General features: G+C 48.1%; 17 protein-coding genes. 1 reads left to right on the forward strand and 16 read right to left on the reverse strand.

Annotated elements, in window-relative coordinates; all coding sequences use genetic code 11:
* Window positions 1-57 precede the first annotated feature (57 nt).
* Window positions 58-1,281, reverse strand: coding sequence for a bifunctional glutamate N-acetyltransferase/amino-acid acetyltransferase ArgJ (gene argJ / locus MUB35_RS16310; RefSeq protein WP_033141005.1), 1,224 nt, complete (start codon window positions 1,279-1,281; stop codon window positions 58-60).
* A gap of 20 nt (window positions 1,282-1,301) precedes the next feature.
* The gene (gene argC / locus MUB35_RS16315; RefSeq protein ID WP_187370709.1) at window positions 1,302-2,342 is read right to left on the reverse strand and encodes an N-acetyl-gamma-glutamyl-phosphate reductase; all 1,041 of its coding nucleotides are present in this window, start codon (window positions 2,340-2,342) and stop codon (window positions 1,302-1,304) included.
* A gap of 456 nt (window positions 2,343-2,798) precedes the next feature.
* Between argC and MUB35_RS16320 the strand changes: the two genes are divergently transcribed.
* Window positions 2,799-4,028, forward strand: coding sequence for an argininosuccinate synthase (locus MUB35_RS16320; protein ID WP_033141008.1), 1,230 nt, complete (start codon window positions 2,799-2,801; stop codon window positions 4,026-4,028).
* A 500-nt stretch (window positions 4,029-4,528) separates the two neighbouring features.
* Here MUB35_RS16320 and MUB35_RS16325 read toward each other — a convergent pair whose 3' ends face one another.
* The 14 genes from MUB35_RS16325 to MUB35_RS16390 form a co-directional block, all read right to left on the reverse strand.
* Window positions 4,529-6,901, reverse strand: coding sequence for a ribonucleoside triphosphate reductase (locus MUB35_RS16325; protein ID WP_244806507.1), 2,373 nt, complete (start codon window positions 6,899-6,901; stop codon window positions 4,529-4,531).
* Window positions 6,902-7,145: 244 nt separating this feature from the next.
* Entirely contained in the window at window positions 7,146-8,387 is a 1,242-nt protein-coding gene (gene hflX / locus MUB35_RS16330; protein ID WP_033141010.1) for a GTPase HflX, read from the reverse strand.
* Between the two features lie 271 nt (window positions 8,388-8,658).
* On the reverse strand, window positions 8,659-9,303 hold the full coding sequence (locus tag MUB35_RS16335; protein WP_033141012.1) for an ABC-2 transporter permease: 645 nt from the start codon (window positions 9,301-9,303) through the stop codon (window positions 8,659-8,661).
* Window positions 9,263-10,174 (reverse strand): ABC transporter ATP-binding protein, encoded by a 912-nt coding sequence (locus MUB35_RS16340; RefSeq protein WP_052099390.1) that lies wholly within the window; start codon window positions 10,172-10,174, stop codon window positions 9,263-9,265. The genes MUB35_RS16335 and MUB35_RS16340 overlap by 41 nt, the downstream gene beginning before the upstream one ends.
* A complete protein-coding gene (locus tag MUB35_RS16345) occupies window positions 10,167-10,550 on the reverse strand; it encodes a GntR family transcriptional regulator (protein WP_033141013.1) in 384 nt (127 codons plus the stop codon). Before MUB35_RS16345 ends, MUB35_RS16340 begins: the two co-directional genes overlap by 8 nt.
* Window positions 10,551-10,784: 234 nt before the next feature.
* Window positions 10,785-12,929, reverse strand: coding sequence for a family 78 glycoside hydrolase catalytic domain (locus MUB35_RS16350; RefSeq protein WP_244806508.1), 2,145 nt, complete (start codon window positions 12,927-12,929; stop codon window positions 10,785-10,787).
* A 313-nt stretch (window positions 12,930-13,242) separates the two neighbouring features.
* A complete protein-coding gene (locus MUB35_RS16355) occupies window positions 13,243-14,163 on the reverse strand; it encodes a nucleotidyl transferase AbiEii/AbiGii toxin family protein (protein ID WP_244806509.1) in 921 nt (306 codons plus the stop codon).
* Complete coding sequence (locus MUB35_RS16360) at window positions 14,156-14,761, reverse strand: type IV toxin-antitoxin system AbiEi family antitoxin domain-containing protein (protein WP_033144258.1); 606 nt, start codon at window positions 14,759-14,761, stop codon at window positions 14,156-14,158. The genes MUB35_RS16355 and MUB35_RS16360 overlap by 8 nt, the downstream gene beginning before the upstream one ends.
* Window positions 14,762-14,874: 113 nt before the next feature.
* Window positions 14,875-16,887, reverse strand: a complete 2,013-nt coding sequence (locus MUB35_RS16365) for an FtsX-like permease family protein (protein ID WP_244806510.1) — start codon at window positions 16,885-16,887, stop codon at window positions 14,875-14,877.
* Window positions 16,881-17,666 (reverse strand): ABC transporter ATP-binding protein, encoded by a 786-nt coding sequence (locus tag MUB35_RS16370; RefSeq protein ID WP_033141253.1) that lies wholly within the window; start codon window positions 17,664-17,666, stop codon window positions 16,881-16,883. Before MUB35_RS16370 ends, MUB35_RS16365 begins: the two co-directional genes overlap by 7 nt.
* Before the next feature lie 154 nt (window positions 17,667-17,820).
* Window positions 17,821-18,846: a sensor histidine kinase gene (locus MUB35_RS16375; RefSeq protein ID WP_033141254.1), complete on the reverse strand. Its 1,026-nt coding sequence runs from the start codon at window positions 18,844-18,846 to the stop codon at window positions 17,821-17,823.
* The gene (locus tag MUB35_RS16380) at window positions 18,843-19,508 is read right to left on the reverse strand and encodes a response regulator transcription factor (protein WP_033141255.1); all 666 of its coding nucleotides are present in this window, start codon (window positions 19,506-19,508) and stop codon (window positions 18,843-18,845) included. The genes MUB35_RS16375 and MUB35_RS16380 overlap by 4 nt, the downstream gene beginning before the upstream one ends.
* Before the next feature lie 24 nt (window positions 19,509-19,532).
* Complete coding sequence (locus MUB35_RS16385) at window positions 19,533-21,713, reverse strand: YhgE/Pip domain-containing protein (protein WP_033141256.1); 2,181 nt, start codon at window positions 21,711-21,713, stop codon at window positions 19,533-19,535.
* Window positions 21,710-24,244, reverse strand: a complete 2,535-nt coding sequence (locus MUB35_RS16390; protein ID WP_033141257.1) for a YhgE/Pip domain-containing protein — start codon at window positions 24,242-24,244, stop codon at window positions 21,710-21,712. Before MUB35_RS16390 ends, MUB35_RS16385 begins: the two co-directional genes overlap by 4 nt.
* Between the last annotated feature and the right edge of the window lie 8 nt (window positions 24,245-24,252).

Below are 24,252 nucleotides of genomic sequence, written 5' to 3' on the forward strand. Positions count from 1 at the left end.
TCTCTATATCCTCCGTCAAATATTTGTGTAACTGTTCCGTCTTTGAGACATTATGTATTATGAGCGGTAATCCGCATTGATCTTTACATAGTCATATGTCAGGTCACATCCCCATGCGGTAGCTTCGGCATCCCCCATCTTGATATCCGCAATGGCAGTCACTTCTTTTTCTGACAGGATCTTTGTGGCCTCCTCCTCGCTGTATCCGGTTGCCACGCCGTCCTCTATGATCTTCAGGCTGCCCGCTGCGCTCTCAAAGTATAAATCCACTTTTTCAGGGTCAAACTGCGCTCCGGAATATCCCATGGCGCACAGGATACGTCCCCAGTTGGCGTCGTGCCCGAAAATAGCGGCTTTCGTAAGGTTTGAGGTGATGATGGATTTGCTCAGGGTCACTGCCTGTTCTTTGCTTTCGGCGTGGATCACCTTTACCTCGAACAGTGCGGTGGCGCCCTCTCCGTCTGCTGCGATGTGTTTTGCCAGCCAGGTATTTACATAGCCAAGAGCCTCTGTAAATTTTGCATAATCTTCATTTTTTTCTGTGATCTCCGCATTCTGTGCCTGTGCGTTTGCCAGAAGGAGAACCGTGTCATTGGTGGAGGTGTCGCCATCCACGGAAACCATGTTGTAGGTATCCTTTACGCTGTCGCTGAGTGCTTCCTGGAGCAGTTCTTTGCTGATATTCACATCCGTGGTCACAAATCCCAGCATGGTGCACATATTGGGATGGATCATGCCGGAGCCTTTGCACATTCCGCCGATGGTCACTTTCTTTCCGTCTATCTCCGTCTCCACCGCGATTTCCTTCTTCACGGTGTCTGTAGTCATGATGGATTCCGCGGCCAGGGTGCCTGCTGCTGCCGTTTCCGAGAGCAGGGGCACCATTTTCTTCACGCCTGCTTCCAGAATATCCATGGGAAGCTGTTTTCCGATCACGCCTGTGGAAGCCACCAGCACAGAATCTTCCGGGATTCCCAGAATCTCGGCCGCCGCCTGAGCTGTCTTTTTGCAGTATCCAAAGCCCTCTTCCCCTGTACAGGCATTGGCGATCCCACTGTTGCAGACAACCGCCTGCGCTGCCGGCGCATGATAGACAATCTGCTGGTCCCATTTGACAGGAGCTGCTTTTACAACATTTGTGGTGAAAGTACCGGCCGCTTTGCAGGGTACTGTACTGTATATCATAGCCATGTCCTTGGCATTTCCTTTTTTGATTCCCGCCGCGATTCCCGCTGCCTGAAATCCCTGTGCTGCGGTCACGCCGCCGTTAATAACTTTCATCTGCTTCGTCCTCCTATCACTTACGGGAACATGGGCACCAGCTTCAGGCCCTCTGTCTCCTCAAATCCAAACATCAGATTCATATTCTGCACCGCCTGGCCTGCCGCACCTTTTACCAGGTTATCAATAGCGCCCATCATGATCACGCGGTTTGTTCTCTTGTCGATCTTAAAATTCACATCCACAAAATTGCTGCCCTCCACCCATTTCGTCTGCGGGCATACATCCTGATCCAGGATGCGGATGAAATACTCACTGCCGTAATATTTTTCATAGGCTGCACGGATGGTGTCATAGTCTGCGTCCTTTGTCAGGGAGGCATAGGCAGTCACCAGGATTCCCCTGTTCATGGGCACCAGATGGGGGGTAAAATTCAGACAGAACGCCCTGCCTGCCGCGTACCCAAGCTGTTCTTCTATTTCCGGTGTATGACGGTGGGTTGCCACACCGTATGCCTTGATATTTTCATTGACTTCACAGTAGAGATTGTCAATCTTTGCTCCCCTGCCCGCTCCTGAGGTTCCTGACTTTGCGTCAATGATCAGTGTCTCCGGCCGGATCAGACCTTCTTTTACCAGAGGATAACAGGTTAAAATGCTGCATGTGGTATAACAGCCCGGGTTTGCCACCAGGCGGGCCTTTTTCACGTCCTCCCGGTTGAGTTCACAGAGGCCGTAGACGGCTTCTTCTATAAAGGACGGGGATTTATGCTGGATTTTGTACCACTCCTCGTATACTTTCACATCCTTTAAACGGAAGTCTGCGCTCAGATCCACAATCTTTACTTTGGAGAGGATCTCTTCATTCACCAGAGACGCGCATAAGCCCTGGGGTGTTGCTGTGAAGATCACATCCACTTCGTCGGCCAGGGCCTCCATATTGTCATCCATACATTTGTCATCCACCAGCTTGAACATATTCTGGTAGACCTCGTAGTATTTTTTATCTATGTAGCTTCTGGAACCGTACCATTTGATTTCCACTTCTTTATGATTTAAAAGTAATCTGACAAGTTCGCCGCCGGCGTAGCCGGTCGCCCCGATGATTCCTGCTTTTATCATGTTCTTCAACAACCTTTCTTAAGTAATCTTTATCTTCTTTCATTTCCGCAGCGCTTTGGCCGCTTGTGTATACCTTTATCATACTCCAGTTGTTTTGCATAGTAAAGCTTTATCCTGTCTGCAGCATGATGCATAAAAGTTTCCCTCGATTGCATAATCATACATCTTTTCTGTATAATATGCAAGCCTTTTTTTGAGAAATTTTCCAGTTTTTTTCTGACACATACATTTGTTACTCCATATATTAATTAAGGAAACTTTGATATCAGGTAAAATGATACATAAAATTTTTTTACATTTTTTTCATTTTACTATTGCATAAATATTAAAGTTGTTGTATAGTAAATCATGTCGAAAGCAAATACAAAATTTTAGAACGGGGCACACGGGCTGCGGGAATGCAGATTCGGATATGCTCCGGTACATAGAAAAAGGAAAATACAGGAGGAATTTATCATGAAAGAAAAGGTTATCTTAGCATATTCAGGCGGACTGGACACAACAGCACTGATTCCGTGGCTGAAAGAAAATTTTGATTATGAAGTTATCTGCTGCTGTGTAGACTGCGGACAGGGAAATGAGCTGGACGGATTGGACGAACGTGCCAAATTATCAGGCGCATCCAAATTATATATTGAAAACATCATCGACGAATTCTGTGACGATTACATTGTTCCCTGCGTTCAGGCAGGTGCTGTCTATGAGCACAAATATCTGCTTGGTACCTCCATGGCCCGTCCCGGAATCGCCAAAAAACTGGTTGAGATCGCAAGGAAAGAAGGCGCCACTGCTGTCTGCCACGGTGCTACCGGAAAAGGAAATGATCAGATTCGTTTTGAGCTTGGGATCAAAGCTCTGGCTCCTGATCTGAAGATCATTGCTCCATGGCGTATGACCGATGTATGGACCATGCAGTCACGTGAGGATGAGATAGAGTTCTGTAAAGCACACGGCATCAACCTTCCTTTTGACGCAAGTCACAGCTACAGCCGTGACCGTAACTTATGGCACATCAGCCATGAGGGACTGGAACTGGAAGACCCGGCACAGGAGCCCAACTATGATGACCTGCTGGTTCTCGGCGTAACACCGGAGAAAGCTCCGGATGAAGGGGAATATGTGACCATGACCTTTGAAAAAGGTATTCCCACAAGCCTGAACGGAAAATCCATGAAGGTTTCCGAAATCATTACAGAGCTGAATGCCATGGGCGGAAAGCATGGTATCGGTATCATTGATATCGTGGAAAACCGTGTTGTAGGCATGAAATCCCGCGGCGTATATGAGACACCGGGCGGAACCATCCTGATGGAGGCTCATGACCAGTTGGAAGAACTGATCCTGGACCGCGATACCATGGAGACAAAGAAAAAACTGGGCAGCCAGTTTGCCCAGATTGTATATGAAGGAAAATGGTTCACACCGCTGCGCGAAGCGATCCAGGCATTTGTGGAAAGCACACAGCAGTATGTGACAGGTGAAGTGAAATTCAAACTGTACAAAGGCAATATCATCAAAGCCGGTACCACTTCTCCGTACAGCCTGTACAGCGAGTCACTGGCATCCTTCACAACCGGAGACCTGTATGACCACCACGATGCAGATGGATTTATCACTCTGTTCGGTCTGCCGCTGAAGGTTCGCGCCATGAAAATGGCAGAGGCTGCAAAGAGCCAGAATAAATAAGCCTGTATTGTAACGATTCAGCCAGCTGAATCGTTACGGGTATTCGCCCATTAAAAATCGCTTCGCGATGGGGCGAATACCTGCCGCCATTACTCTTTTGCACGGTCAGCGCAGTAAATGCGCAGACCTGACTGAACAGTTACCCTATATTTTCTTTTACTTATATTTTTATGCGGAAGGCAGCCGGGAGATATCCCGGCTGTCTTTTTGTATGGCAAAATCCGGTCAGGTGGGTAATCTATAGATGCAGTCTGCCAGACGGGAACCCCCGCCTGACGCTGCCAAGAAATTTATAGAAATGGTATACTAGAAATGCAGTTTTTTCATAACCAGGCCCCCATTTCGGAGTTTTTTTCTGGTTTTCAAAAGAAATCTTTCTCTATCTGCTTTCTATTATGAAGAATATTCTTTATCTTGTCAACGCAAAGGCTCCGACAAGATAAGCAAAAATTCATCTTTTTATACCAAAAAGACCCGGCGTTCAGACCGGGTCTCTGTTATTAATCTTCGTCCACGTATCTCTGAATATTGGACGCATTGACATATTTCTTTGTCTCCTCACCATTGATGACAATGAGGGTCGGTGCCTGCATAACACCGAATTTCCGTGCCAGCTCCGGGTTCTTCTCCGCATCCACCAGCTCGTAGTCCTCGCCTTCCAGCATTTGCTTGGCGATCTTGCAGTTGGGGCAGGTCTCTGTGGTAAAGAGATATTTTGCCGTTATCTGTCCTGTCTTGGTCTCCTCTATCCTCACATCCTCTGCTGTCATGGTCACCGTTTTAGTGCTACCCTTAAAATCTGAGTGGGCAATATCATAAACGGTGCGGTTCTTGTACTCCTGGCTCTTTCCGTCATTCCAGTTCTGCACCGGACGGTAATAGCCTGTAATACGGCTGTAAACCTCAGCCTTCTTACCGCATTTCGGACAGATAAAATGTTCGCCGGAGAGATAACCGTGGTCTTTGCAGACAGAATATGTAGGTGACAGTGTATAGTATGGCAGACGGTAATTCTGCGCTATTTTTCTTACAAGAGCAGCAGCGGCTTTCCAGTCAGGCAGCTTTTCTCCCAGGAACGCATGGAATACGGTACCGGAGGTATACAGAGTCTGCAGTTCGTCCTGAATATCCAGGGCATCGAAAATATCCGCTGTGTAGTCCACCGGAAGATGGGAGCTGTTGGTGTAATACGGTGTGTCCCCTTCGTTTCCTGCTGTTTTGATATCCGGCCAGCGTTTTCTGTCGTGCTTTGCCAGACGGTAGGAGGTGGATTCTGCCGGAGTTGCTTCCAGGTTGTATAAATCACCGTACTCTTCCTGATAATCTTTCAGGCGCTCTCTCATGTGGTTCAGCACACGTTTGGAGAATTCCTGAGTTCTCTCATCAGACATGTCGCATTTCAGCCATCTGGCATTTAAGCCGGCCTCATTCATGCCCAGAAGACCGATGGTGGAAAAATGATTCTCAAAGCTTCCCAGATATCTTCTGGTATACGGGTAGAGTCCCTCGTCCAGAAGTTTTGTGATCACATCCCTCTTGATTTTCAGGGAACGGGCTGAAATATCCATCATATGGTCCAGTCTGCGGAAGAAATCTTCCTCATCCTCTGCCAGATATGCGATCCTCGGCATATTGATGGTCACAACGCCCACGGAACCGGTACTCTCCCCTGAACCGAAGAAACCGCCTGTTTTCTTTCTCAGCTCTCTCAAATCAAGGCGGAGACGGCAGCACATACTCCGGACATCACTCGGCTCCATATCACTGTTGATATAGTTTGAAAAATACGGGGTGCCGTATTTGGAAGTCATCTCAAACAACAGCTTATTGTTCTCTGTATCTGACCAGTCAAAATCCCTGGTGATGGAGTAAGTGGGAATGGGATACTGGAAACCGCGTCCATTGGCATCTCCCTCGATCATGGTCTCAATGAAAGCTTTATTCACCATATCCATCTCTTTTTTACAGTCTTTGTATTTAAACGGCATCTCTTCCCCGCCTACAATGGCCGGAAGCTCTGCCAGATCATTCGGTACGGTCCAGTCCAGAGTGATATTGGAGAAGGGTGCCTGGGTACCCCAGCGGCTCGGTGTATTGACGCCGTAGATAAAGGACTCCACACATTTTTTCACCTCAGGATAGCTTAAGTTGTCAGTTTTGACAAAAGGTGCCAGGTACGTGTCAAAGGAGGAAAATGCCTGGGCGCCTGCCCATTCATTCTGCATAATTCCCAGGAAATTCACCATCTGGTTGCAGAGCACACTCAGATGCTTGGCCGGGGAGGAGGTGATTTTTCCTTCAATGCCCCCAAGACCTTCCTTGATAAGCTGTTTTAAGGACCAGCCTGCGCAGTATCCTGTCAGCATGGACAGGTCATGGATATGGATATCCGCGTTTCTGTGTGCCTCAGCGATCTCCGTATCGTAGATCTCAGACAGCCAGTAATTGGCCGTTACGGCACCGGAATTGCTCAGAATCAGTCCCCCCACGGAGTAGGTCACTGTGGAGTTCTCCTTGACTCTCCAGTCCTCCACCTTTACATAGCTGTTTACAATCTCCTTGTAGTCCAGAATGGTGGACTTCATATTGCGGATTTTTTCTCTCTGTTTTCTGTACAGGATATAGGACTTCGCCACATCAGAGTAACCTGCCTGAATCAGAACATTCTCCACACTGTCCTGGATATCCTCAACAGAAACCTTTCCCTTTACAATTTTCTTCTGGAAATCTGAAGTCACACGGAGTGCCAGCAGATCCAGCATGTCACTGCTGTATTCATTCTCCGTGGCATCGAATGCCTTCTTGACTGCTTCGGCAATCTTATCCAGCTTAAATTCTGCGATTTCCCCATCACGTTTTACTACCTGAAACATTCCTTTTCCTCCTTATATGTAAAGAAGCAGGACCATCTTGCCGCCCCGCCTCGCATTCACAGAGAATAGCCTCTGTATAAACGCTGTAGGTCTATTGTAGCAAAGGTTATACTTTTCGTCAACCGTAAAAACTACCATATATTGTAAACATTCTTTGAATTTTCCAATATATGGCAGTTTTATTAATCAAATTATTAATTCCTGCGTTGCTCTTCTGCGGCCTTTGACCGGTCGGGATCACGGCCTACAGACGTCCGAAAATATCCTTTGGAACCCTTGCTTTTACTGCGATTCCGCCGTCTGTATACTCCTCCTCCATGAGCTGTCCGTACTTGCGGATCTGCTGCAGAATCCCTGCATCTTTATAAGGAATCACGCGCTCCAGATAGATCTGATCTTCCGTCACGATTTTTTCCAGCACTTCTTTCAGCCGCTCCAGGCCCTCCCCTGTTTTGGCAGAAATGCGCAGCACATGGTCAGCATTAAAATCACTGAGGATCTGTTCCCCGGAAAGTTTATCCTGCTTGTTGAAAAGTGTCACCACCTTTTTATTGGTCACTTCCAGTTCCCGGAGGGTATCATATACCACACGCATCTGGTCTTCCATCTGAGGATTGGAAGCATCCACCACATGCAGAATGATATCCGCGTATTTTGCTTCCTCCAGGGTACTTTTAAATGCCTCGATCAGGTGATGGGGCAGTTTCCGAATAAAGCCAACGGTATCCGTCAGATAGACCCTGGTTCCCCCGGAAAGCTCCAGCATTCTTGTTGTCGGGTCCAGTGTGGCAAACAGTTTGTCCTCAGAAAGGACCCCCGCATCTGTCAGTGTATTCAAAAGGGTAGACTTACCCGCATTGGTATACCCTACAATAGCGGCTGTCATGACACGGTCCCTTTTCCGGCCCTCGCGCAAAAGCTCCCTGTGGCGCTTCACCTGCTCAAGCTCCCGCTTTAACTGGGAAATGCGCTCCTTGATCAGACGCCTGTCCATCTCCAGCTTCTTCTCACCGGGACCTCTGGTTCCGATACCGCCGCCCAGACGGGAAAGGGAATTACGCAGCCCCACAAGCCGCACTGCCCGGTAGCGAAGCTGTGCCAGCTCCACCTGGATCTTTCCTTCGCTGGTGGAGGCGTGATCCGCAAAAATATCAAGTATCAGAAGAGTCCTGTCCATCACCTTACAGTCCAGCTCCTGCTGCAGGTTGTTCATCTGCACCGGCGACAGCTCATCATCGCAGATAATGCCTGTGGCATCCAGCGCCGTGAGCAGCATTTTCAGCTCCTCCATCTTGCCCTTTCCCACATAGGTACCGGGATGGATCCGCTCTCTTTTCTGGATCACCGTTCCCACCACCAGTGCACCTGCTGTTTTTGTAAGCTCCGCAAGTTCTTCCACGGATTCCTCCGTATCGTCGCCGTCCCCTTCCTGAACGCCTACCAGGATGACACGCTCCTCTGCTTCGTTTAAATCGTATAACTGCATAAAAATCTCCTATAATATGTCTCTGTCAACTTGTCTTCCTGCTGTCCGCAGAGATAATCTGTAAAACTGTCTTATCATCATAACGCTTTTTCTATATGCTGACAAGGGGACATTTTTCACAAAAACATCTCGCAGTACCATGATGGTTTTCTTTTCGGTAATATGATAAGAATTGAAATGTTCCCCCAATACAGAACCAGGCGGATTTGTCAGCAGCGTGAATGCAGCTTCACACATGCCGGCAAATCCGCCTGAATTTCCATAAAGACATCTATACACATTCTTTTCTCTCATATATTTTTGAAGAGATCATATAGGATGCCAGCAGAAATACAATACAAAATACTCCAAATCCTGCCACTGCCATGTTCTGGTTCCGATACAGAAAGTCTGTCATAGAGTTGTAAAATGCGGAATTTGTAAACATAGAGCTGAAAAATCCCACTACCACAACGGTTCCTGAAAGTAAGTACTGAACTTTTACCACTCCTACTTTATATACGACGGGAATGAAAATTCCCATTAACAGAATGTAAACAGACAATGCCTGCATGATCTGCCATACATGCAAAACGTTTCGATTCATGATAAGACAGACTGCCTCATATCCCGCTGTGCAGAGCAGAAAAAACAAGGTCATGATCAAATACCTCACAGCCACCAGTATTTTCTTTGAACAGGGCGCACATAAAAGTATAACTTCACCTCCGGGATATTTTTCCTCTTCCGTACAAATATTTCCAAACAATATCAATCCCAAAATGTTGACTATCATCAGAAGCGGCACAGCCCCCACATCTATCTGAGCATCAAGTCTCCAGTTCAGGAAAACCGGCATACCGATAATCATCACAAGCATGATCAAAAGATTCTTTTTAACGAGTCTGACATCTTTCATAAACAGTGCTCTTACCATACTCTTCACTCCCCTTTCCCATACATGCCATCAGTATCTCCTCCATATCCGGCCTCTCAAACACCACATCCGGAATCAGACGCTTCATTTCCTCTGTCCTGCTGGTGACAGCGGTAAATCCGTATTGGGTTTTCCTAAGACTGATGCACAGTTCTTCTGCCTCCCCGGTCAAATCCCTGCTGTCACCCTTTGCGATCCTGTATTCCTCCATCAGGGCATCCTTCTCCTTCTGGAATACAATCCTGCCCTTGTCAATGAGAATAACAATATCTGCCACCTTCTCAATATCAGTCGCAATATGAGTAGAAAAAAATACACCTCTGCCCTCCCGCTCCATATACTCCCTGAGACTTTCCAGGATCTGTGCCCTGGTGAGCAGGTCAAGGCCGCTGGAGGGTTCATCCATGATCAAAAACTCCGCATGGTGTGACATGGCAAGCGCCAGGGAAAACTTCACTTTCATTCCTCTTGACAATTCCTGTATCTTCTGTTTCTCGTTCAGGGAGAATTTACGTATCCAGTCCTTATACACGGAATCGTCCCAGTTCTTATACAGGGAAGCAAAAAGAGATGCCGTCTCCTTCAAGGTAAACATTCCGTAAAAGCCTCCGTTATCCGTAACCACACCGATCCGGTTCTTGATCTCCTGTTCGCTCTCCTTCCCTCCATACATATCCATTCCAAGAATATTCACCTGGCCGCCGTCTCTATGTATCAGATTTAAGATGCCTCGGATGGTGGTTGTCTTGCCGGCACCGTTGTTTCCCACAAATCCCGCAATACACCCCTCCGGTACGGTAAAGCTGACATCCTGAAGTTCAAACCTGCTATAGTTTTTCCTTAGATTCCTTACTTCCAGCACATTATCCATTTCCAATCTCCTCGCTTAAAATGTCCAGCATCTCCATGATCTCCTCTTTGCTGATATCCAGCATAGATGCCAGTTTCAAGGCTTCCGTAAGCTTTTCCTCAATCATTCTGCGTTTGGATTCCCTGAAAAGTTCTGTGTTACCGGCCTTTACAAAAGTTCCCAGTCCAACCTGACTGACCACAAACCCCTCTTTTTCCAGCTCCTCATAGACTCTTCGGATGGTCAGCACACTGACCTTCAGATCATTGGCAAAACTGCGGATAGATGGAAGCAGCTCCCCCTCCTGCAGCTCACCGCTCAGGATATTCTCCTTTATCTGCTCCATGATCTGCTGGTACAGCGGTTCGTTGGCCGTGTTTGATATTGTTATCTTCATGACTCACCCCTTTAGTGTGTATCTCTATACATCACACTATACACTTACATATCTCTTGTGTCAATAGCTGAATGAAAAAAGCTGCCGCATGATTCCTGTTGAGTTACTGTTCACTGCGTGCCCAGTAACACGCTTCGCGATGCACAGATATGGAGCATTCTGCTCCATATCGCGCTGGCTGCCTCGGGATTTTCATGCCTGCGGCCTGAAAACACCTCGCGGGACAGTGGCGTGTTAACAGTAACCCTTTTGATACAAAGCGATTCTCCCATCCTCCTTTATCACTTTCAACTGCTTTCCTCCAAAGGGGACGGTAAGGCAGAATTCTTTTATGGAATCCGGAATATGTGGTTCAAACCTGTATCCATTATGCTCTCCCGGGTCCGGATGGATCCCCGCCAGTTCCTCGATCAAAATACTGACAGGCGCTGTGGCCCAGGGATGGCATAAGCTGGTATTCCACTTCTGTTCCTTTCCCCATGCCTCAAAACAGGCGGAAGCCCCCTCCCGCAGCATGTTGACCCAGCCGTGTTCCCCTTCATTGACCAGAAGCCTGTATACGCTCTCATAACGTCCTGCATCCGCAAGAGCTTTGAGAACAAAATAACTTGGCATGACACCGCAGCAGAACCCTTTTTCCTCCAGAAAATCCGCTACACGGTCCGCTGCCTCCCCGGGTACCAGCCCGAAATACAGCGCGTACAGATTGGAGTGGAGAGAACAGTGTCCGCTCTGCTTACTGTCTGCAAACAGTTTTCTGTCCGGTCGATAAAAAGCATCTATATAGGCAGCCCGTATTTTTTCAAAGGAACAGGATGCGGGTATTCCCAGAATCCGCTCTATCTCTGTCAACGCCCTGAATGCCCCTGCATACAGAGCATTGATGACATTGTGGCAGCCTTTTGCCACCACCGGGCGGCTCAGGGTAAAATCATACCCGTCACGCAGATTTTCAGGCCAGTCCACCAGATTCCACTTCTCTGACACCCGGTCTAAAAGCCCGCTTTTGTCCTCATACACAGAAAAATAATTTACAACACCTCTGGCAGTATCATAATATTTTCTCAGAAATCCCTTGTCCCCGGTGAATGCATAGTCTGTCAGCAGAAGCTGTGACCACAGCAGGGAAAAATCAGCGATTTCCTGCATAAATGCCCCCGGAGCCACTGCCATAAGGCCGGGACAGATGTCTTTTGTAAGGGCAAACTGGTCAATACATTTTCTCAGCATCTCTGTCTTTCCCGTCAGCCACACCTGGGAACGTGACGTGACCACCGCGTCCCCCAGATACTGCCCCTTCTCTCTTGTGGGGCAGTCAAGATATGCCTCCTGAGTGCCGTATTTTACCGTATTTCTGCACAGGGAAAATATACCCGCCAGTTTTTCCTCCGTGGTCCTCAGTGTACACAGGGAATCCTCCATGGGATAATGACGGATCAGGGCGCGGATTTCCAGAATCTTTACGCTGCTTCCAAAACGGATTTCCGCGTATCGGAATCCTTTGTAGTCATACGGCTCCAGCTCGCAGATTCCGCCGTCCAGTGTCCATATCTCCCGGTATGTGCAGCCACAGCGCATGTCACAGCGGACACTGCCGTCCTTGCGCAGCTCCTCCCCGCAGAGAATCTCCACTTCCGCTCCGGGCGGACCTGAGGCTTTGATCCGCAGACTGCCTGTAATCTCACGGCCTATATCCACATACCAGCAGCCTTCCTCTTTTTTTACTGTTTCCGGTGCCCTCTCGTATACGGCCAGCATTTTTGTGGGCTGTCTGACACAAGTATAGTCTGCCCACTCTGCCTTTATCATAGGCTCCCACCGGCTGTCATCAAACCCGGCAAGATTCCAGTCCGCATCCCAGCGCCGGCTGTCAAAGTTCTCCAAGAACTGCGTCTCATAGCCTGTTGTCTCCCCTATATAGGCCTCGGATATTTTGTATTTCCAGGAAAGGGGGAGGCATTCCTCCGAACTTCTGCAGATTAGCTGTGCGGTAAGGGCAAAGCGTCCGTCCCCGCTGTTCCACACACGGTTGATAAGTCCCTGATAATAGAGATGTACTGCCAGCACATTTTTTCCGGGATGCAGAAATTCTGTAATATCTATCTCATTGTAATAATATTTCTCCGGCCACGCCGGGGCAGGGCCCTGTCCTGCAAATCTGCCGTTGACCCACAGCTTGTAGTAATCATCTGCGGATATGCGCAGCAGATACTTCTCTCCGTTCCCCTCTGTCTCCACATCTGAGCGGGCAAGAACATGGAGATTCTGCACCGGAAACACCTGCATGGTGCGCTTTTGGTGTTCTTTGTGATAAGGCTTTTCCGGTTTTATGCCGTCAAACAGAGGGATAGTCAGCCAAACCGGTTCAAATTTTGTCATATGTCTCACTCCTGTTGATAAGCTGAAAATTTCCTAAAATTCATTGTTTCTGCTCTATCATAAGGCATTCAGGTTTTTAAGTACATGTAACTTTTTTGGATTATATGTACTATTTCTCTCTTTCTTATCTCCGAAGGTATGAAAAAAGAATCCAGCAGAAGACATCTATAGTCCAAATTGAAAAACAAAATGCCGGCAGATGGATGACACTTCCGCCGACATTTTTGTATCTGTATTCCTAATTATTCCCACTGTTCCCTTATGAAATCATATTTGAATTTTGACTGCTGTTATGTAGCAATACCTTTATATTTCACTTACAGATCTCCGGCAAACTTTCTTGCCATTCTCCCTTTGCGGCAGACCAATCTGCTGTATATTCTATACCTTCTATTGCCGCGGCAAATGGTTTGGCAAGAAATACATTTATTGTTTCCAGAACGGTGCCATAATCATCCGTATTGGTATTGATCTTACGGACAAAAGCTTTCCACTTCTTCTGCATTGCCGCATCATCGCCAAATCCCATAACCTGTTCAAACTGTTTTATACTGAACGTATGTCCACGGTTTACAAAAGTTCTGTGCAATGCTTCTGACAACACTCTGCCTTCAAAATCAAACTTATTTACAATATAATATATATCGTAATAGTCTTTCATTCTGCTGGAAAACTCCATTAAACTAAGGATTGCATCAATTTTTTCAGCGATAGTTGTCTCTAGTGAATATGTATTGATCATAGGTGCATTATAGTCAGGAAGCTGCGTCGGTATCTTGCGCTTTTCCTGTTTTGGTACGATTATGTCTCCCACACCGAAATCAATCCCAAATGGCGTGCGAGTGTTTTTAATATAAGCCACGACTGAAGCTCCGATACCCGCATATTTTTTTGCGAGAGCGATTGGTGAAACATCTTTGATTTCAAAAGTCACAAAATCATGCTCAGTAGGGGAAGCAATGATTTCTTCCAGCACCACTTTCAACTGTTCCGGTGTATTTGGAATTTTCTGAAGCAGAAAATCTACATCTACGGTAACACGACTGTCAAAACCGGTAAGCGAATAGATGAAAAGTCCGCCCTTTAATACAAGATTTTCCGCGTATTTCGATTTCTCTAAACGGCGCAGAAACTCCTCTTGGCAAAAGAGCTGCAGACAAAGTTGGTAACTTCTCCCGCTTTCTTTGGCAATCTTTTTAAGGCGTGCAAGTACAGACGCAGCTACATCAGCCATTCAACAGCACCTCCATTACATTCATTACTTTTGTGTAAAGACGCATTGTTTTCGCATATTTGGAAAGATTGGCAAGATTCTTTTTCTCATCTGCCGCATAAGCATTGACTGCCTTATTAAAGAGTTCATTATCAAGCTTTGTGCGATATTTAAAGCAATCACAAAGTGTACGTTCTCGGTCATAGACAGGCAAAGAAATACCGCTGAAGTTTTCCATCGTCTTGCCAAGATTTAAAAACTCTCTTTGAATGTAATAGGTTTTCATGGATATCTCCTGCACACGCTTAACTGTCCTGACTGCCGTTCGCGGCACCGCAATCGACCACTCGCGCGGGGCAAAGTCACTATATCCATAATGAAAAAGGGCTGATTCGACACAAATAATTCCCTGAGGGAGCAGTTCTTTAATCAGCTGTTCTTCTGTTATCATGGTATTATCAGGAAGTTGATAATATCCATGCCGGATTCGTTCTATTATTCCTTCTCTGCAAAGTGCGGCGACCTCATAATTTTTCATACCGGCTGCAAGAAAATCAGAAGTTCTTACAATACCGCCCTTTTCCTTTATTATATTTCGTACAATTTCCTTTTTATTCAAACAGGCACCAACTTTCGGCATACAATTTTTAAATTTTGTATGCGTTTATTGTAGCATAAAATCAAAAAAATCACAATGCCCAATGTTTCATATCGTCAACGCCGGACTCTTTTTTACAAAACTGCCTTTTTAAAAGAAATATACGCACTCAGACAGTAAACCAGATAGATGCTGAAAAACACCCCCGCCGTCACTCCCAGGATACCTATTCCCTCTCCAAATCCTACCAGCGTCATTCCCTGGTACGCATCCCAGTTGACGCTGCCTGTGATCGCCATATACACTGCGGCTCCTCCCACAGCGGCGGGAAGTACGGGGAAGGAGTAATAGACGGCAAAATATCTCTGCAGAATCTTCCTCTGTTCTGACTTATCCATGCCACATTCCTGAAGTATACGGAACTGCTGCCGCTCCTGCTCCAGATCACTCAGTATCTGCACAGTCATGATAGTTGCCGCCGCAGCCAGCAGGATAAATGCCAGATAAAACAGAGGGAAGGAAAGACTCATGACAATAGAGGCCCCGCTCTCCCGGATTTCCGCCTTGCCGGTCACATGCATCTGATTTTCCCACGCTATGGCTGCGATTCCCTTGTATACTTCCATGGAGAGCTCTTTTGGCGCCACTCCCACATAGAGTTCCTCTATCACCTGCATGTTTTTGACCACCCGGTCCGGCACAATCAGCAGATAGTAGCTCCCATTCCCGAAAAATTCCTGCTGGAAAAACGCACCTGTGAATGCCCCGCCAAAGGAGAGTGCCGCGTCCTTTTCCCTGTCTGTGCCGGCCGGAATGCTCCGGCCGCTTCCTGTCAGCGCCCGGGTACCGGCATACCGCTCCAGCTTTTCTTTTGCAAAGCCGCTGCAGTGCATATAATACTTGTCTTCCTCCAGATTTACCTTCTCCATACCCAGCATATCTCTTAATTCTTTGTACACGGACATTGCCATATAACAGTCATTTTCCATGGCGTCCATGTGGGAAAATGCCATGAATTTCCCCATATTTTCCGTGGAAAAATACGCGCCGAAATCACGCCTGCCGGAGGTGTATACCTGATAATCGGCAGTGGCAGCTTCCGGTATTTCCTTCTGTACATACTCTTTAAAAGGCTGCAGATCCTTCTGCCCGTACAGGGACCCTACAGCAAAGTCAAATGCCGTCTCATTCACCCGGCCATCCACGCGCCTGTTAAAAAACAACCCCAGGCTCACTGCCAGAAATACCAGGAGAAACAAAATGCTGACACTGGCAAAGGTCAGACTGAGATTCCGAATCTTTCCTGAATATATGCGCCCCAGAACCAGATTCCTGCCCCTGTATTTCCATTTCACTTTATTAAGCTTCTGTTCCAGAACCACAGGAAAACTCATAAAGAGACCGAACACGGAAAGCACGATCATGGACAGCCCGAATAAGGCTGCCGCACCCCCGGCGTCGTTGTTGATCTCACAGTACAGAAGTGCCCCAAAAGAACAGCATCCCAGCAGCAAAGCGAGCAGGGAGAGCAGAAAAAGTATCCTCTTCTGTTTCTTATTCTTTAAAGGCGCCTTCTCATTCTCCGCGTCCATAGAGAGCAGTTCCCGGATGCTGACTGCCATTACTTTCTTTTTTACCTTTCTGCCTGACAGCCAAAAGATACAGACCAGGTACACACTGGTCAGACAAAACGCTCCCCATGAAAATTCCAGCCCCATGTGGAAAGGCCGCAGAAATAAGTGCATCACCATGGCCTTTAAGATCTGGTAAAAATAAGTACCTCCCACCAGTCCTGCAAGCCATGCCGCGGCTCCTATGGTTATGCTCTCCCGGGCAAACATTCCGGCAATCTCCCGGTTCTCAATGCCCAGCATCATATAAGTCCCGAACTCACGGCTTCTTTTCCTGAATATAAACTCCGTAATATAGCTCACCAGCCTGCCCAGGATCAGTACAATGATAACACTGATAAAAATAATGATAAAAGGCATCATGGACCACTCACCCAGAATGGCTTTTATCTCCTCTGAAAACACCAGCAGGTGAAAGGAATACATCAATGTCGCAGACAGGATCAATGTCAGAAGATACACCGCATAATCCCGCATCTGGCGCAGCGCATTCCTCCTTGAAAGTTTTCTCAGCATGACACGTCACCTCCCAGAAAGGACTGTACCTGCAGGATCTCCTCATAGAACTCCTGCTGTTCCTTTTTGCCGCGGACGATCTCATTAAAAATTCTTCCGTCCTTCAAAAAAAGGACACGTTTTCCAAAGCTGGCACAGTAAGAATCATGGGTCACCATGAGTATCGTCACCTGCAGTTCCCGGTTCAGTTCCCCCAGAAGCCCCATAAGCTGCCGGGAACTGCGGGAATCCAGCGCCCCGGTAGGCTCATCTGCCAGAAGGATTCTCGGCTTTTTGATCAGCGCCCTCGCGCAGGCACATCTCTGCTTCTGCCCTCCTGATACCTGGTAAGGAAATCTGGAGGCAATTTCCCCGATTCCAAGCCGCTCCATCATCTCCACACTTTTGGCGTGCACCTTTTCTGCCGGCAGTCCCAGCAAAACCAGGGGAAGGGCAATGTTCTCCTCAATGGTCAGACGATCCAGAAGGTTAAAATCCTGTACCACAAACCCCAGATTTTCCCTGCGGAACTTTGCCTGTGCTCCCTGTTCCACTGCAGTGATATCCATAATCCCGGAAGGCCCCTGCTTCCCTGTGTTCAGATAAATATGCCCTGCACTCACACAGTCCACAGTGGAAATGCAGTTGAGCAGTGTTGTCTTGCCTGAGCCGGAAGCCCCCATTATACTGGTGAACTCCCCTTCCTCCACCCGGAAACTCAGACCATCCAGTGCCTTTTTCAGATTATCCTTTGTACCGTAATATTTTTCTATCTGTTCCGCTCTCAGAACTTCCGCCATATTCCATTCCCTGCCTTTCTTCTTCCATTGGCAACTGCACAAGTGTTCCTTTTACTCCTCTATTATAGAAAACAGGAGGGCAGGTTACCTGTGATTTTACCGAATGTTATCTTACATATTCGTAAGATGAGGCAAAGGATGCATTGGCCGGCCCTCATACCTTATGAACAGACATCACAGATGCCTGTTCCGCTATGGGAATCTCAAATACGACCCTTGTATAATCCCCCCATACAGATTCCGCCCGGACAGCCATCCCCAGCTTTTTACAGAGCTCCCTGCAGATATACAGTCCCATCCCTGTGGATTCCCTGTTCTTTCTCCCATTGCTGCCCGTGAACCCTTTGTTGAAGATTCTTCCCATCTCGCTTTCACGGATTCCGCATCCGTTGTCCTCCACGATTAAGAGCACGGTATTTTCTTTCCGCCGTGCCCGGACTTTTATACAGGGGGATTCCTCCATGTATTTCAGGCTGTTGGACAGTACCTGACGCAGCATAAAAGTCAGCCACTTGCTGTCCGTACAGGCTTCTGTCTCCAGACCTTCCGTCTCAATTTTTACGCCTCTCTGCCTGAACGTCTCCTGGTCGGCAGCAACTGCCCGGGCCACGCAGGATTCCATTGTTATCCTTCGTATGATGTAATCCTGCTCCGGATTTTCCATGCGGCTCATATAAAGGACCTGCTCAATCTCCCTGTCTATGTTTTCCAGGCTTTTTAAGATGCGGCGGTTCTCTCTGCTTTTCTCGTTTTCACATACAAGCTGTGCCGCTGTGAGAGGCAGCTTGACCTGATGGACCCAGTTTTCCACGTATTCCCGGTATGCCCTCTGCTTCTGCTCTGCCTCAGACACCTGCTCCTCCATGGCCTTCATGGAAATTCTCATGGCTTCCCAGTATTTCTTTCCCTCAAAGGTATCCGGTACTTTTAAGATTTCTGTGACCAGCCATGGTTTTTCCATTTCCCTGACCGTATCCATAAGCTCTGTAAAATATTTCTTCTCCCTGTAAAAAGAAAACCCGGTCCAGGCAGCAAAAATCCCGAACCAGGTAATGAGAAGCAGGGCTGCTTCCCTTGACTGTACCCCAAGCGCTGTTAAAAACACAAAAAGAGCCCAGGCTGCACCAAGCTGCAAAAGCACTACGCCTGTCCTGTCCCCCAAAAACTCTCTGAACTTCATACCTTATACCCCATCCCCCTTTTTGTCTGTATCAGGCCGGGCAGACCTATGGAGGCCAGCTTCTCCCGGAGTCTGCGCACATTTACGCTGAGTGTATTGTCATCAATATAAATCTGGTTTTCCCAGAGATAATCCACCAGTTCCTCCCGGCTCACAATATTTCCGGCATGCTCAAAGAGCCGGTGTAATATCTTCTGCTCATTTCTGCCAAGCTCCAGGCTTTTTTCTCCGTAAGTCAGCCGGGCAGCCCCCAGGTCAAGAGTGATGCCCCGATACTGAAGCACCGCAGGCTTTGACGGGCCTTTTACTCTGCGCAGCACAGTCTGAATCCGCGCCAGCAGAATGGGTGCCTTATAGGGCTTTGTGATGAAGTCATCCCCGCCGCTTTGCAGTGCTTCCAGCTCGTCCATGGAGGTGCTGCGGCCTGTGAGGAAGATAACAGGCAGGGAGCAGGCATTTCTGATTTCCCTGCACAGAGCAAATCCATCCTGCCCCGGCAGATTGATATCCATCAGGATCAGGTCAGGAGCTGTTTCTCTTATGATCTCCACTGCATTTCCTCTTCCGTCCCAGCCATCGCATACATATCCTTGGTTCTTCAAAAGAGAGGACAGCCCGCAGGCAATCTCTTCCTCGTCCTCCACGATCAAAATCTTTTCCACGTTCCATCCTCCTTCGTTTTACCCTTACATAATTTTCGTACTTTCCAGTTTTTCCATAAATGCATGGTTCAGACGAATCACCGGCTTTCTGAGTACCAGCCCCAAAAGCAGGGATGCTGCCAGGAAAAGTCCCAGTCTGCCCATCTCCGTCCAATAGGTATTTCCGTATAATCCGCCGATACATTCCCGCATGGCAGCCATGCTGTGCGTAAAGGGCAAAAACAGATATACTTTCTTAAAGAACGCAGGCGCCACCTCTATGGGGAAGGTTCCGCCGGAGCCTGCCACCTGGATGACGAGGAGCACCACACATATGGCTTTGCCGATATCCCCAAAAGAAACCGTAAGGGTATAGATCAGGTTCACAAATGCCACACTTGCCATCCATCCGGCCAGCACGAACAAAAACGGATGCTCACACTGGATTCCAAGATAATACAGGTCTCCCAGACAGATCAGTCCGCTCTGCAGAAGTCCCATGAGGAAAAACAGAATATACCTGCCCAGATACATCTGGTATTCCTTCACATTTTTCAGGCTGTCCGTGGTCTTTTTGGAGACGTTTACCTTCATCATGGCTACCAGCACGATTCCGCCCACCCAGATTGCCAGGGAGGAATAGAAAGGCGCCATGGAGGAGCCGTAATTCTCCACGGAATACACAGCCGTGCGGTTGAGTTTCACAGGCGCTGCCAACACCGAACTTAAAGATGCCGGGTCGCTGCCGATCAGATTTTTCAGCACATCCGAATCCTGGCTGTCCACAGCGTCCCCCAGTGTTTTTGACACGCTCTCAATCTTATCCGCAGCCTCTGTCAGAAGGGAAGCTGAGGTGTCCAGCGCTTTTCTCACTTCTGCCAGGTCCGAGGAGGCACTGTCTGAGATATTGCCAAGACCGGAAAGGCTGTCATCCAGTTTTTCCATCACATTTGCCACAGATGTACCTGTATCACCCAGGGTTCCGAAAAGTTCCCCGAGCTCTGCCTGCAGGTTTTCCTCATAGTCACTCTGTTCAGACGATATCTGCTGTACGCTGTCATCCGCCATCTGCTGAAGCTGGCCATGGTATGTGCCTATATCCGCAGCCGTATCTGTGATCTTTCCTGCCGTCTCATCCAGTTTATCTTTTAATGCCTGTTGTCCTGCGGTCAGTTCCTCCATATTGCTGATCAGGGGATTCAGAAGCTCTCCTCCCACGGGAAGGGCATCCCGGACAGCGGCCAGGCTGTCCCTGAAATCCGTATATTTGTCAATCACACTCTGGGTCACATCAGACAGTCCCAAAAGGCTGGATGCTGCATTCTGGGAATTATCCTCCATGGAGGCAAAGGTTTCATCGATCACCTGGGAGACAGCCTGGTAATAGGAACCGCTGTCCTCAAGTACCTGGCTGATAACCTCTGTGGTTCCGGAAAGACTGCTGCTCAGGCCCTCCATGCCCTCCCCGGTATCCTTAAGTACATCCAGCCCGGCCTCTGTACTCTCTCCGGACTGCTTCAGCAGGGAGGATGTGGTATCCAAAATCCCCTGCATGGAATCCATCATATCCGAAAATGCTGTCATGGTGGAAGCCAGCCCTCTCAAATCATCCGCGCTGTTCTTTGTATTTCCTGCAAGATTTCCGATCATGGTCCTTGTGCCGTCCTGATTCAAATAGGAGGACAGGGAATTCATCACATCCAGTCCAATCTGGCTGATCGTCTTTGTAAAGATTTCGTCAATCTGCGTCCGTATGGAGTCCGCCCCTTTATCCGTGACCTTGGGTGCAATGGCATTCTCCTTCTGGTTGGAATAATAGATCAGACTGGAGTGTGTCACATCATCGGAAAAGACTGTCATCATATCTTTGCTGAATGCTTTCGGTATGACGATCGCCGCATAGTATTTTCCGGACCTCACACCTTCCACTGCTTTCTTTTTGTCAGTGAAGACCCAGTCCATCTGCTCATTTGCCCTGAGGCTTGAGATGACTGTATCTCCCATATTGATCTTGACAGGAACAATGCTGCTCTCATATCCCTCATCCGCGTTTGCCACAGCCACCCGGATCCCCCCTGTATTGCTGTAGGGGTCCCAGCTTGCAGCTATGTTAAACCACGCATAGAGGGCAGGCACAACCGTGAGTCCCAGAATGACGATCAGCGCAATGACATTGTTTTTAATATGGCTTACATCTGCCCGGAAAATTTTCCATATATTTTTCATTTGCTGCTGCCCTCCTTCTTACTTTCCAGTACCTGATGCAGTTCCTCCCTGCTCATCTTACTGAGCCGCATCTGCCGGTTCAGGCTCTCATGAATATATTCCAGACAGATGAGATAAAGCGCAATGCCTATTATGGAGGCGATCCAGAGTACCAGGAAGACCATCTTGGAATCAATGCTGAACATAAGCACCAGGAAAATGAGAGGGATCACAAGGATAGCCAAAAATCCCCGTCTGATTCTCTTCTCATAGCCAATCTCAAATTCTGCCGCTTTTTCATACAGCTGCGCCTTAAACTCCTCCTGCCCTGCAAGCATACGCACCACAGAAGACAGGCGTATCCTCTCATTTGGTATCCCGTTTTCTTCACAGAGCATCAGGTCCGTCTGTGCCAGTTTCTTGTCAAAAAGCAGATTTAAATTCAGCAGCAGAGGCCGCACAGCAACGCCGATCAAAAGTGCTATGGGAATGTAAACGGTCAGGCACAGCATATCTTCCAGATAATGGTACCGATAAATACCTGCCACTGCTTCCCGCATGGCATTTATGCCGTAAGTAAAGGGCAGCAGGGGATGAAGCGCCTGGAAAAATCCCGGGGTCATCTCTATGGGATATGTCCCTGCAGAGCCGGGTATCTGTACAATGACCAGGATCACACAGATCGCTTTTCCGATATGTTTGAAGGTAATAGACAGTGCATAGATAATATTTACATACACAAAAGAAGCAAATACCCCGGCAAATAAAAATGCTGCCGGTTCTGCGCACTGTATTTTGAGAAGATATAAATCTCCCAGGCATATGATCAGGGATTGTACGATTCCGAAAGCCACAAAGAGCAGCCATCTCCCGAAATATCCCTGTACAGCCGAAAATTTCCCCACTTTTTCTTTATCTGCCTCCAGCTTGAAAATGGCGATCAGAACAATACCTCCCACCCAGATTGCCAGGTTCGTATAAAAGGGCGCTAAAGCAGAGCCATAGTTTTCAATACTATAGACTTCCTTTGTCTCCACCTCCACCGGCGAGGACATGAAATCTGCCACAGATTCCCCGTCAATGCCGGAAAGATCCATAAGTACTTCCATGGATTTGGAATTTTCCAGTGCCTTTAAATCTGTCTGAGCGTTTTCCAGTATGTTCTGCACACTGTCAAGGGAGTCTCCCGTGCTCATCAGGACTGCCTGTATGTCATCCAGGCTTGCAGCAAGCTCGTCCAGAACAGATTTTACCTGTTCCGCAGACGGCTCCACCCCGTCCAGAAGGCCGGAAAGCCTGCCCGACAGTCCGGAAAAAGCATCCAGGTTTCCGCTAATCCCCGGCAGAACCTGCCGGTCAAAGGTATCCCTGGAACTAAGAAACTGCTCCCCTGCCTCCTGAAGGATGGAATCCACCTGGGTCAGGGCACCGGATGCTGTCTCCACAGAACTGCCGATACTGTCATTCCCCTGTCTGAGACTTGAAACGACCTGTCTCTGTCCCTCCAGCTCAGCCTCCAGGGAGGCGATCACAGACGCCATGGCATCTGTTGGGTATGCTTCCTGAAAGGATACAAGGTTATCAAGGACACTTTCTCCCAGGGAAACCGCCTGATCCGCTCTGGTGATCATCCCGTCCACCTGGCCGTTTATTTCTAGGATCTTTCCGTTGATCTCACCGATCGCGGATTTTGACGCAGCGTTTATATCCGCCAGCGCAGTCTGCCCCTCCGAGAGAGCGGATGACATCCCTGCGGAAAATTCAGACGCTGCTGTCCTTGCGTGTTCCAGGATTTCACTGCTCTTGTCAATGGCACGGCTGCTCTCCCCGGCTGCCTCTTTCAGCGCGTCCAGCGTTCCTTTGGTGTCCTCTATGGTCTCATTGGAACTGTCCGCAGTGATCCCAAATTTTTCCAGTCCATTCTGGTATTCCCTGATATTTTCCGATACGCGGCTGATCTTTTCAAGCAGACTGTCCTGGGAACCGGAAAGTTTCTCCGACAGGGAGCCTGTGGATTTTTCTATTATGTCAGCCACTGCTTTCGACGCGGTGGCAGTGAAGGTGCTGTTGATCTCCTTCTCCACAGTCTCTGCCCCGGTATCTGTTATTTTAGGGGCAATGGCATTTTTCTTCTCGTTGATGTAATATGTAAATTCCGGCCTGTGGAAGTCTCCGCTTACAATGCTCAGCATATCCCGGCTGAAGGTTTCCGGAATGACAATGGCTGCATAATATTCTCCTGATCTTACGCCCTCCACTGCCTTCTTCTCATCTGTAAAAACCCAGCCCAGCGCATCGTTCTCTTTCAGATTGCTGACAATCTCACCGCCTGCATCCAGTCTCCCTGTCAGCTCATTCTCTGCGCCTTTATCACTGTTTGCCACTGCCACCTTGATATCCCCTGTACTTGCATAAGGGTCAAAATTGGCTGCAATGTTGAACCACGCGTACAGTGACGGAATGATGCAGATCCCTACTGCCACGATCACTGCTACGGGGTTGCGCAGCAGCCTTCTGCAGTCTCTGATGAATATCTGCCATACCTTCTTCATAACCTGCC

The organism is Blautia sp. NSJ-175, assembly GCF_022867815.1.
In the GTDB taxonomy this organism is placed as follows: Bacteria; Bacillota; Clostridia; order Lachnospirales; family Lachnospiraceae; genus Blautia; species Blautia celeris.